At 60.7% G+C, this 10,935-nt stretch carries 14 protein-coding genes; 1 reads left to right on the plus strand and 13 read right to left on the minus strand.

What is annotated here, in order from left to right; translation table 11 throughout:
• Positions 1-3: 3 nt before the first annotated feature.
• On the minus strand, positions 4-477 hold the full coding sequence (locus tag AB7828_RS19360) for a DUF992 domain-containing protein (RefSeq protein ID WP_441230923.1): 474 nt from the start codon (positions 475-477) through the stop codon (positions 4-6).
• A 397-nt stretch (positions 478-874) separates the two neighbouring features.
• Between AB7828_RS19360 and AB7828_RS19365 the strand changes: the two genes are divergently transcribed.
• A complete protein-coding gene (locus tag AB7828_RS19365) occupies positions 875-1,354 on the plus strand; it encodes a TerB family tellurite resistance protein (protein ID WP_441230924.1) in 480 nt (159 codons plus the stop codon).
• 44 nt (positions 1,355-1,398) lie between these two features.
• Here the strand turns inward: AB7828_RS19365 and AB7828_RS19370 are convergent, their stop codons facing one another.
• The 12 genes from AB7828_RS19370 to AB7828_RS19425 all read right to left on the minus strand — a co-directional run bounded on the left by AB7828_RS19370 (position 1,399) and on the right by AB7828_RS19425 (position 10,826).
• Positions 1,399-2,367 (minus strand): proton-conducting transporter transmembrane domain-containing protein, encoded by a 969-nt coding sequence (locus AB7828_RS19370; protein WP_441230925.1) that lies wholly within the window; start codon positions 2,365-2,367, stop codon positions 1,399-1,401.
• Positions 2,319-3,011 carry a hypothetical protein gene (locus AB7828_RS19375; protein WP_441230926.1) on the minus strand — a complete coding sequence of 231 codons (693 nt, stop codon included), beginning with the start codon at positions 3,009-3,011 and terminating at the stop codon, positions 2,319-2,321. Before AB7828_RS19375 ends, AB7828_RS19370 begins: the two co-directional genes overlap by 49 nt.
• A 14-nt stretch (positions 3,012-3,025) precedes the next feature.
• The gene (locus AB7828_RS19380) at positions 3,026-4,549 is read right to left on the minus strand and encodes a complex I subunit 5 family protein (protein WP_441230927.1); all 1,524 of its coding nucleotides are present in this window, start codon (positions 4,547-4,549) and stop codon (positions 3,026-3,028) included.
• The gene (locus tag AB7828_RS19385) at positions 4,549-4,881 is read right to left on the minus strand and encodes an NADH-quinone oxidoreductase subunit K (RefSeq protein ID WP_320445846.1); all 333 of its coding nucleotides are present in this window, start codon (positions 4,879-4,881) and stop codon (positions 4,549-4,551) included. Before AB7828_RS19385 ends, AB7828_RS19380 begins: the two co-directional genes overlap by 1 nt.
• Positions 4,878-5,819 carry an MnhB domain-containing protein gene (locus tag AB7828_RS19390; RefSeq protein WP_441230928.1) on the minus strand — a complete coding sequence of 314 codons (942 nt, stop codon included), beginning with the start codon at positions 5,817-5,819 and terminating at the stop codon, positions 4,878-4,880. Before AB7828_RS19390 ends, AB7828_RS19385 begins: the two co-directional genes overlap by 4 nt.
• On the minus strand, positions 5,816-6,109 hold the full coding sequence (locus tag AB7828_RS19395) for a monovalent cation/H(+) antiporter subunit G (RefSeq protein ID WP_093757580.1): 294 nt from the start codon (positions 6,107-6,109) through the stop codon (positions 5,816-5,818). The genes AB7828_RS19390 and AB7828_RS19395 overlap by 4 nt, the downstream gene beginning before the upstream one ends.
• Before the next feature lie 7 nt (positions 6,110-6,116).
• Positions 6,117-6,392 (minus strand): monovalent cation/H+ antiporter complex subunit F, encoded by a 276-nt coding sequence (locus AB7828_RS19400; RefSeq protein WP_093757581.1) that lies wholly within the window; start codon positions 6,390-6,392, stop codon positions 6,117-6,119.
• Positions 6,385-6,924 (minus strand): Na+/H+ antiporter subunit E, encoded by a 540-nt coding sequence (locus AB7828_RS19405; RefSeq protein WP_093757582.1) that lies wholly within the window; start codon positions 6,922-6,924, stop codon positions 6,385-6,387. Before AB7828_RS19405 ends, AB7828_RS19400 begins: the two co-directional genes overlap by 8 nt.
• Positions 6,925-6,934: 10 nt before the next feature.
• Positions 6,935-7,183 (minus strand): hypothetical protein, encoded by a 249-nt coding sequence (locus AB7828_RS19410; protein WP_093757583.1) that lies wholly within the window; start codon positions 7,181-7,183, stop codon positions 6,935-6,937.
• Between the two features lie 23 nt (positions 7,184-7,206).
• On the minus strand, positions 7,207-8,019 hold the full coding sequence (locus AB7828_RS19415; RefSeq protein WP_441230929.1) for an outer membrane beta-barrel protein: 813 nt from the start codon (positions 8,017-8,019) through the stop codon (positions 7,207-7,209).
• A 102-nt stretch (positions 8,020-8,121) separates the two neighbouring features.
• Positions 8,122-9,375 carry an arginine deiminase gene (gene arcA, locus AB7828_RS19420; RefSeq protein ID WP_068730411.1) on the minus strand — a complete coding sequence of 418 codons (1,254 nt, stop codon included), beginning with the start codon at positions 9,373-9,375 and terminating at the stop codon, positions 8,122-8,124.
• A 20-nt stretch (positions 9,376-9,395) separates the two neighbouring features.
• Positions 9,396-10,826, minus strand: coding sequence for a basic amino acid/polyamine antiporter (locus AB7828_RS19425; RefSeq protein ID WP_089263534.1), 1,431 nt, complete (start codon positions 10,824-10,826; stop codon positions 9,396-9,398).
• Between the last annotated feature and the right edge of the window lie 109 nt (positions 10,827-10,935).

Genomic DNA, 10,935 nt, shown 5'->3' on the forward strand with positions numbered 1-10,935 from the left:
CGACTATCGAAGAATGAGATTGGATATGCCCAGTGCCAGATTCAATCCGATCTGGCCCTCGACAGAGAGCGGCTGCAGCGTGATCGTACGGCGTGATCCGCCGACGAGGACATTGGCGCCAAGACCCAGGCCGATGGCAACATTTCCGCTTGCCCCGACATAGCTGCCTCTCAACGTACCGCGGCCGATATTACTGTTGCGCGCAAAGACGCCCCAGAACAGCGTTCCCCCGCGCGTGACACCAACATCGAGGCCAACCCGCCTGATCGTGCCTCTGTAGCTGTATTGCCGTGCAGCCACGGTCGACAGGAAGACACATTGCATCTCCTGGCGTGAGCCTAGAACCAGCCCGACTCTCGGACCGGTGCTGCATGTCAGTCCGCCGACGCGGAAAAGCTGTTGCGCGTGAGCCGGTGCGGATAGCATCTGCGGGATCAGGAAGGCACATGCCACGGTCAATATGCGAATGCTGAACATCTGCTTCCCTCTCGGAGCCGCGACAAAAATAGCCAGGCATCTGCCGCACGAGGCTAGCCGTCAGCCCGTAATAGTTAATCGGGAAAAACCCTGAACAGGTCATGGTGAGTACCCGGATTGCCGGGGAACAATGACCTGGATTCAGGCACGCTGAGCGCGCGGCCTCCAGGGAAGATCCGGGTCATGCGCTGGGACCAGAGCGCCACAATGGCGGCTGCCTTGCCTCGCTTTTAGCCGAATCCGGAAACTTTAAAATTCGGTAAGAAAGTGGCGGCGCCGATGGACAAACGCCATCTTCAGCTCAGGCGACCGCTCCTGAAACTTCCCAGATATCGCGGGCCCGGATGCCGGCCGCAAGAGCGCAGTTGTCGTTGTCTCTGAAGAGAATGGTCGGGTGATGTTTGGATCAATCAAGGCGTTCATCTCGCGTGCGATGGAAGACGCCAATCAACGGAAAAACCTCGAGCAGAGAGAACTTCTCATCGTGACCGCGGGATTGATCATCCGCGTTGCCACCGTCCATAGCGAGCTATCGAATATCAGGCGCGCCAGATTGCACGCTATTTTCAAATCGCATTATGGGCTCGATGACACGGCTACGGCTCAGCTTCTCGTTGATGCAGATGCAGTCGCCCGTAGCGCGGTCGATCTTTATCGCTTTACCCGGCAACTCAACGAGTTGCTCGATGACGATGGACGTCGACGGATCGTTCAACTGATGTGGGAGACCGTCTACGCGGATCAGCGGGTCAACGAATTTGAAGAGAATCTGATCTGGCGTGCGGCAGACCTTCTGGGTGTATCGTCCCGGCAGCGTGTCGAACTTCGACAGCACGTCGTCGCTCGCATAAGGAACTTGGCGACGGTGTCAGCCTGACGACGCGATCATCGCCTCCATAGAGATGTCGATCTTCGGCATGATCACTGGGCCAACAGTGCGGCGCCAAGAGCCAGCGTTAGTGCGAGCAGTGAAATTCCAGCCACATGCCATTGGCGAAGCGTGCCTTCCGCTTGCTCGATGGTCCTGCCCCAGGCTGGAGCGATTTTCACACACCTGTCCAGAACCACGACGATATCCCCCTCGGGAATATGGGGCAGCCGTCGCACCCAGCGCCACAGCACTGCGGCCAGTATGGCCCCCAACAAAACTGGAAGCAGGGCTTTCCATAGCAGTTCGGGCGCCAAAGGATTGGGCAACATTCCTTCGGGGACCGCGAGGAATAGCGCCCACGGTACGATGAGCGACGCTACGGCGGTCGACAGCCATGGCCAGAACAAGCTCGGCGCCGCTGTCGCCTCCTGATCTGTCGACACCGTCGTCACCAGGCCTCGGACGAACTGCAGCATGAGCAGCGTCGTGCCGACAGCGGACAGCGTTGCAACCGTGTTGGCGGCCCCGTCTCCGAGCGGTCCATCGACCACGATTTTTGCCAGCGCACCGCCCGTCAGCGGAAGGCCGCCAAGGCCGACTGCGATGATCGCCACAGGGAGAAGGATGGGCAGCAGATATCGGCGACCGGTCGCGGCGATCACACCGACGGAGAGAAACAGCGCACCTTTGACCAGAACGTGGTTCGCAGAATAGAAGATCGCCGCCAGTGCAGCGCGGCCATCTCCGGCGATCATGCCCATGCCAATGACGGCCACGATGAATCCCATCTGGCTGACGCTGGAATAGGCCAGCACAACCTTGGGCCTGCGTTGCGTCATTCCAATGACTACGCCGTAGAGCGCCGCGAACAAGCCGGCGGCTGCGAGTAATGTTCCTGCATAGGGCAATGCTGTATCGAGGGGGAGAAAGCGGATCATTCCGAGGATGCTTGCCTTGACGGCTGCACCACTCAGCACTGCGGCCGCCGGCGCCGGCGCTGCTGCATAGGCCCGTGGCATCCAGACGTGGAATGGAACAAGGCAGCCTTCATGCCAAAGCCTGCGATCAACAGGCCGATGATCAGGTCGCGGTGCGGCGACGTCGGGAGTGCGGCAGCGGCATCGCCGATCAGCAGCCCATCGCCGGGAATATTCATCGCGAGCAGCACGAAGGCGATGAGCAGCAATGTCTCCGCCAGCAATCCAAGGCCGATATAGAGTGCCCCGGCCCGCCACGCATCGGCCGTTTCATGCTGGATGATGAGGCCACAGGCGCCAAGCGTCAGCATCGCCAAAAACAAATAGAAACCTACCATGTCGGCAGCGAGAAAGACACCGATGCACCCCGTCAGTGCGGTGAGCCAGCACACGGCGAACCGCCCGCGGTTCGGCCTGCCCTGCAGATAGGGCGATGCGTAGGCCCCGGCCGTGATCCACAGCAGCGCAGCAACGCCGAGCAGCAGCGCCCCGGGGAGATCAAGAGCGAAAGTCAAATGCAGACGGGCGGGGCCGACGACAAGCGGGGAATCGTCGGAGACAAGGAGCACGGCCACAAATGCAGGAATCGGAGCAAACGCCAGATACGAAGGCATTCGCAGTAATGCCATTGGCCAGAGGCAAGCCAGCAGCATCCCGAGCGGAAAGAGCAAGGCGAAAGCCAGCAAGGGATAGGCCTCTATCATCGCTGCCAAGCCATCGGCGCCTCCGGACGACCAACTTGCAATACATCGATCGGACCGAGCGCCACGAGCCCCAGCAGAACCGAGAGCAATGCCAGCCCCAGCGCCGCCACTTCCTGATACTTCGGCACCGCGGTGTGCAATGTCAGCGGCGCGCTTGGTGGGCCCATCGCCCGCGACAGCACGATGAAGATATATGCGCTCGTGAGCAGCCCGCCTGCGATGATCACGATTGCCCACCACCATTGTGCCGTTGCAATCGTCGCCTCCAGCAACAGCCACTTTGCCAGAAAGCCACCCGTTGGCGGCAAGCCGATGAGGCATAGGCCACCAAGGCCGAAGGCGAACATCGTCATGGGAAGCGCACGTGCGATCCCGCCAAGCTCCGAAATCTGGTCATGTCCAAGCGCGGCATAGACAAGTCCGGCAGCCATGAACATGGCTGCCTTGGCGGTGGCGTGCGAGATGGCCTGGAGCATGCCTCCCGTCAGGGCATCGCCATACTGGAGATGCAACGGGTCGGCAGCGAGCGGAAACATCAGGAACAGATAGCCGATCTGCGCGACCGTCGAATAGGCGATCAGCAATTTGAGCCGTCGCTGGCGTAGCGCAACGACATTGCCGCATATGATCGCCGACGCCCCCAGCGCCCCAAGGAGTTGACCGCCGGCTACGTTCAGCAGACCCGGCATGGCGTCGAACCAGAGCCGCACGACCAGAAAGAATGATCCCTTCACCACGACCGCTGACAGAACCGCGCTGGCTGCCGCCGGTGCGCCGGCATGCGCCGGGGGAAGCCAGAGATGCAGTGGAAAGAGCGCGGTCTTGGCGAACAGCCCCACCGTCATCAGCGTGGCAGCAGCGAGCGTCGCCGGCTCAATCTGCACGCGTTGCGACATCAGGACGATGTCGAGGGTCCCGTAGCTGCCATACAGCAAGGCCGTTCCGACCAGATAGAGGATCGAGCCCAGCAGCGCGAAGAGCAGATAGCGCAATGCCGCCTGCAAGGTCTCTGCGCGGCCATCGAGACAGACCAGCGGCACCGCAGCGAAGGTCAGCAGCTCGAGCGCAACGTAGAGTGTGAACAGATCGCCGCCGAGAAAGATCATGTTCATCGCGCCCGAGATCGCCATGAGCATGACCCAGAACACCAGAGGTGCGCGGGTTTCGACGGATGCTCCACGACTGCCGAAATTCGCATGCGCGAACACGCCGATGAGGCAGATCACGATGGCCATTGCCACCATCATCGCGACTGAAAGTCCGTCGGCGCGCAGCGTGATGCCGAGCGGTGGCTGCCAATTACCCACAATGTAGCTAAGCGACGTTTCGCTTTGCCATACTTTCAGGAAGACAATGCATGCCACGCCGAGACCGGCGGGCAACAGAAACGCGGCAATTCTTTCGGCGTGCCGCCCGCCAAGGACAAACGACAGCAGGATGCCGACAACCGGCAATACGATGGCCAGAACAAGAAGCGCCCCGTCGGCAGTTGTCGCCCCAAGCGCCGTTGCAGCCGGCATCAGGATTTTTCCTCGCCGGTTTCAGAACTGTCGGAACCGATCGAGGCGCGGGCGGTCTCATCCCCAAGACGCTGCACCAGCGCGATAGCCATGGCCGTCGCCGCGAACGCGACGACAATCGCGGTGATCACCATCGCCTGGGGGACCGGGTCACCGCCGAGCCCGGCCGCTGCCCCCCGCCTGGCGATCACACCGAACAGCAGAAACACACCGCTCCCGAGCAAATTGAATGCAAGGATCTTGCGTAGCGGCTCGGGATTCGTGATGAGCCCGTACAGTCCGATGCCCACCAGCGCTGCGCCACACAAGCCGAACAGCGTTGCCGCGTTCATTGCTGCTGCGCCCGTACCGGCGGTCCTGCGGCCAGCATGCCAAGCGCCACAGCGATCGACAGCGTGAGAGCGGCTTCCACGGCGACAATCAGCGGTTTGGCGTAGCCTGCCGGGTAAGCCAGAAAAGCGTCGGCAAATACCCATCCAGCAAGGCCAATGGCAAGGAACAGCACCGGTCCGGTGACGAGCAGAACACGTAGCCAGAGCCGACCGATCGCAGGAGCTTTTTGCAATCCCGCGACAATGACAAGGAGCCACATCGCAGCCAGCACCGTGCCGCCCTGAAAGGCGCCGCCAGGGTCTTTCGCTCCGACCCAGCACATATAGATTCCGAACACGATTCCCACCGGCGGCAGAAGCTGAGCCAGAAAGATCAGCGTGGGATCGGGCTTTGCGTAAACCTGCAAGCCGGGCATTCCACCCCAGGCATGATCTGGCGCCAGCGACCAGACCCCGAGCAAAGCGAGCAGCAGGACCACCTTTTCGAGCAGCGTGTCGAGCGCGCGGAACACGAACAGCACGCCGGCGACAGGGTTGCCGAGACCACTCGGCGGCAGGTTTACCATCACGGTGGGCGCGAGTGTCGGAATAGCCTCCGGCGGATAGAAGATGGCAACGGCAAGACCCGCCGCGACCAGCGCACACAATGCACCTGCGGCAAGCCACAGCGGATAACCAACCCTTACACTGTCGACATTCACGGAGCGGGAACGCGCAACGGCGCCGAGCAGCAACAGGCCGGTCATGCCGCCGCCGATCGCCGCCTCTGTCAGAGCCACATCGACAGCGTGGAGCCGGACCCATGCCATGGACAGAAGCAGCCCATAGACGACGAACATGACAACTGCGGCGAACGCAGTGCGCACAAGGATGGCTGAAGCACCGATCGTCAGGATCAGCGCAACGAGAGCGACATCGAAGACGGAGGCAATGCTCATCCGTCCGCTCCGTGGTGGCGTACCGCACCGGCGATCAGTTGGGTGACGACCGCCCCGGACAGCTGGACCAGCAGCCAGACGATCACCAATTTGACCGCGAACAGCAGGCTGCTCGTCTGCGGCAGCAAGCCCAGAACGATCAGGCCAAGACCGAGATTGTCAACCTTGGTCAGGGCGTGCAGACGCGTCAGCGTATCCGGGAAACGCAACAGACCCACCGTGCCCGCAAGGAAGAACAGCGCTCCTGCGGAGACCGCGCAAATGGTCAGGATATCCATGACGAGGCTCATGCGCCCCTCACTCCCCTTTGGCTTCGGATGACGCGCCGGACGCGTCTCTGACGAATGCGACGGCCGCAAATGCTGCGAACAGCGCGAGCATCACACCAACATCCATGACAGGCGGCGTCTCGGTTGCGACTGCGAGCAGAAGGAGGATGGCGACTCCTCCCGTGCCCAGCAGTTGGACGGCCATCAGGCGGTCCACATCGGCCGATCGCCGAAGAATGGCGAACAGGCCCAGCGCCACCGTCAGCAGCACAAAGACCGAAGCACCCAACAGCAGGCTAGGCATCGGATCTTGCGCCTCCGAGCGCCCCCATGCACAGGGTTTCCTCCATCGACAATTGTTCGACGACGGGCTGCGTCACATCGAGACAATGAATGGCCAGACTGCCGTCATTCGACGTTCCGCACGGAAGCGTACCCGGCATCAGGCTCATGATCGCGCAAAACGTATTTCGCTTCCTGCCCGGCGGCTGCTGCGCCTGATAGGTGATAAAGCCCGGCTGCAGCGGCAGTCGTGGGTGAAGCGCCCGCAGCGCAACGTCCGCTCCCGCGACAATCGACTGATAGAAAAAGTGCAGGACGAATCCGGCAAACTTGATCGGGCGAAAGCCCCACTGTTCGACAGGAAGCAGCTTGAGGCTCGCCCAGGTCGCTGCGGCAGCTGCAATCAGACCGGGGCCCCAATCGCCGGGATCGCCGCGCGTCAGCGCCAGCCAGAAGCCGAAGAAACCGATAGCGCGGATCACAGCACTGCCGATGGCATCCGACCACCTCGCCGGACTCGCCTCACCAATATTGCCGGCCTTGATCAAATTCATTGAAGCCACCCTAACGACTGTTGTCCGTACTCCGCTTTGATTTCTGCTTGCTCTTCGTATTGTAAACGGGCTGCTGGGGCTCCTCGACGACGATCGGGTGCTGCGGAATCTTCAGACGATCGATGCGCACGTCGTCCCGCAAGGCATCCCGGTCCATCCGGTCGCCACGCTCGACGGAATCGCGTGGCTCCGCGCTGGCGGCGAATGCCGTACAGATGAAGAGAATAGCGGTACCTGCCGCCACAATCGAATTCCGCATGACCGCCTCTTGTGTCCTGATCGCTAAAACGCGAAGTCGAGCCGTGGGCCGATCAGCCAGTCTCTATAGTGACGCAGCGCCACGTTTGAGTTTCGCGCCTCGTAGATGACGTTCGTGGTGAGCGATACGTTGCTGGCGATGTTGTATTTCAGGCCGAGAGACGCCGAATAGATCTGGTCCTGCCGGTCGCGGTTCAAGCCGTCTGTAAACCAGAACGCTTCGATGAAAGGCGTGCTGACGATCGACCATTTCGAATTCAGCTCGACCTCGATGCCAAGCAGCGCATCGGCACGCCAGCGCCTGGCCTCGGCGAGATCGGAGAAACGATAAGTGAGCTGGAGGAGCGGCGAGAGCGTGACATTGTCGAAGCTGAAATCACGCGCGATAGCGCCGGTGACGTCGTGGGAGGTGAAGGCGAGATCGCGAAACACGCCGTCGTAGTCATATCTGTTTTCGTAGGTGGCGCTTATTCTCCAGCCATACAGATTCTTCGTCAGCCGCGCGCCCAGACGCGCGATGGCGGCATTGCCGTCATGCTCCCTGGAAAATGCCTCAAACTGAGCACGTGCAAAAATACGGTAGGACAGATCCGGCGCAAGTTTGCCGTCCAGCCGCAAGCTCACATCGGGCTCATAGTAAAAATCCCCGCGTCGGTCGTCGCGCGAAAACAGGGCATTGGCCGTGTAGGTGGGCGATAGGGATCCAACAACGCTCCATGTCGGGCTCATCGACGTGTATTCGACCTTTCTGAGCTCGGTCAGATCTATGTCGGCAGCCAATGCCCAGCTGGCATAAAGGAAGCTTGTTGCTGCCAGGACAATTCCGGATCCACGCATTGCACACTCCCCAGACAATTACTCTCCGTCGGTCGATGGTGTTGGCTTCGATGGTAACAGTCCCATGATCTCGCTCCCCCGAGCGAAGAATGACCGATAGCGCTAGTAGTCCACGGCATCGCGGATGATCGGACAGGTCATACAGTGACCGCCGCCACGGCCGCGACCGAGTTCGGCGCCGACGATCGTAATCACCTCGATGCCTTCCTTGCGGAGCAACGTGTTGGTGTAAGTGTTGCGGTCGTAGGCGTAGACGACACCTGGCGATGCGCAAACGAGGTTGGCGCCACTGTCCCACTGGGTCCGTTCCCGCTGGTAGTCACTGCCACCGGCTTCGACCACGCGGAGCTTCTTGAGGCCCAATGCTTCCTCTACAACGCCGACAAACGACTTCTTCTCGGCATGCAACTCGACACCGCTCGGATGATCGCTCGGACGATAGGAATAGGTACGTGTCTGGTTCATGAAGTCAGGCGCGAGCAGCACGCAGTCGCGGTCGGCGAATGTGAAGACAGTATCGAGATGCATCGCCGCGCGGATCTTGGGCATTGCCGCAACGATGACGCGCTCCGCGGCCTTCTTTTTAAAGAGGGTCGCGGCAAGTTGGCTGATCGCCTGGCGTGAGGTGCGTTCGCTCATGCCGATCAGCACGACCCCCTTGCCGATGGGCATCACATCGCCGCCTTCCAGCGTGGCCAGTCCATGGTCCTCTGTCGGGTCGCCCCACCAGACATTGACGTTGCCGGCGAAATCGGGATGAAACTTGTAGATCGCTGTGGTGAGGATCGTTTCCTCATGTCGCGCAGGCCAATACAGCGCGTTGAGGGTGACACCGCCATAGATCCAGCAGGTCGTATCGCGCGTATAGAGCGTGTTCGGCAGCGGCGGCAGAAGATATTCAGTCGCCCCCGCGGCCTCCTTCACCATCCTGAGTGCCGCGCCGCCATGTGCTTCGGGAAAGTCATGGGTCGAGAGGCCACCGATCAGCGTTTCCGCGAGTTTTCGGTTTTCCAGCCCGGACAGGTAGCTTTTGAGCTCGTCGATGAAGCCAAGGCCAACCTGGTTCGGCACGACCTGATTGTCGAGGATCCAGGCCTTGCCCTCCGGGACTGCCAGCGTCTCGGCGAGCAGGTTATGCATCTCAACGACATCGACGCCGCGGTCCCGCATTTTGGTGACGAAATCGAAGTGGTCGCGCTTCGCATTATCGACCCAGAGCACGTCGTCAAACAGCAACTGATCGCAGTTGGACGGGGTCAAGCGTGTATGGGCAAGACCCGGGGCACAGACCAGGACCTTGCGCAGCTGGCCAACTTCAGAGTGCACACCAAACGGGACTTTTTTTGCGCTGGCCATCATGAACTCCCATCGATTTCCTAGATGCTGATATAGCCGGTGGCGAGACCGTGGATGCCGACTACGCATCCGACGACAGCGACGCCGAACAGGACCCATTCTGCCGGAGTGAAAAGCTGCTTGTTGAGCTCCCTCCGTGTGATGAAATAAAGTATTGTGCCGGGCGCGTAGATGATGAAGCCAAGCAGCAGAAATTTCATACCGCCGGCGAACAGAAGGAAGATCGTGTAGGCCGTCGCCAGGACTGCAATGATCGTGTCCTTACGAAGATCGCTCGGATCGGTCTCGTAAGTTTCCTTGCGGTAGACCAGCATCAACGCGAACGCCGCCGAGAGGAAATACGGAATCAGCGACAGGTGGCTGCACAGCGAAAGAGCGAAGGTGAAGGCATCGTCGGAAAACAACGTCGCGATGAGCACGGCCTGGACCAGCAACGTGCTCATCAGGAGCGCCATTGACGGGACCTGATTTGCGTTTTCACGAGCCAGGAAGGCCGGCATGTCTTGCCTCTTCGCCGCAACCGACAGCACTTCGGCGGCCATCAGGGTCCAGGCAAGATAGGCCCCCAGCACCGAGATAATCACGCCGATGCCGATGAAGATGGCACCCCAATGACCAACGGCCGCTTCGAGCACGCCGCCAACCGAGGGTTGACGCAGTTGCGCCAGTTCTTCGCGGGGGAGGATGCCGTATGCAAGGATGGACACCGACGCGAACAAGGCCAACACGGCCAGAAAACCCGTCACAGTCGCAATACCGACGTCCTCGCGCCGTTGCGCGAAGCGGGAGTAGTTGCTGGCGCCTTCGATACCAAGAAACACGAAGACCGTTACCAGCATCGTCGCCTTGATCTGCGCGAAGAGATTTCCGTAGTCCCCGCTTGCACCGCCCCAGAGGTTTCCGACGAACACATCCGGTTTGAAGAAGAAGATCGACAGGACGACGAACAACAGCAGCGGAATGAGTTTGGCAATCGTCACGATCTTGTTGATCGCTGCCGCTTCCTTGACGCCGCGCAGCACAAGGAAATGGAACGCCCAGACACCTACCGACGATAGTGCGATGGCAGTGACCGTGTTGCCCTGACCGAGTGCGGGGAACAACGCGCCGAGCGTCGACTTGATCAAAATCCAGTAGGATACGTTGCCGACGCAAGCACTGGCCCAGTAGCCAAAGGCGGAGAAGAAGCCGACATAGGGCCCGAACCCCTCCCGCGCATAGGCGTAGACGCCCGCATCGAGATCCGGCTTGCGGTTGGCCAGCGTCTGAAACACAAATCCCAGCATCAGCATGCCGGCACCGGCGACGGCCCACGCGATCAGCGCTCCATAGATGCCGGTGGCCTGAGCAAAGTTACGCGGTATCGAAAACACGCCAGCGCCGACCATGCCGCCAACCACCATGGCCGTGAGCGTCCAAAGCGGCAATTTCTGGTCACCTGCACTGCTCATGGCCAAAGCACTCCCATGTGCAGAAGCGGTCGGGCTGCAGCAAATGGGACATGCAGGCGACCACCTGCGACCGGGGTCTGCAAGACGCGGCGACGGGATTGAGGAATGA

Source organism: Tardiphaga sp. 215_C5_N2_1, assembly GCF_052076055.1.
Taxonomy (GTDB): domain Bacteria; phylum Pseudomonadota; class Alphaproteobacteria; order Rhizobiales; family Xanthobacteraceae; genus Tardiphaga; species Tardiphaga robiniae.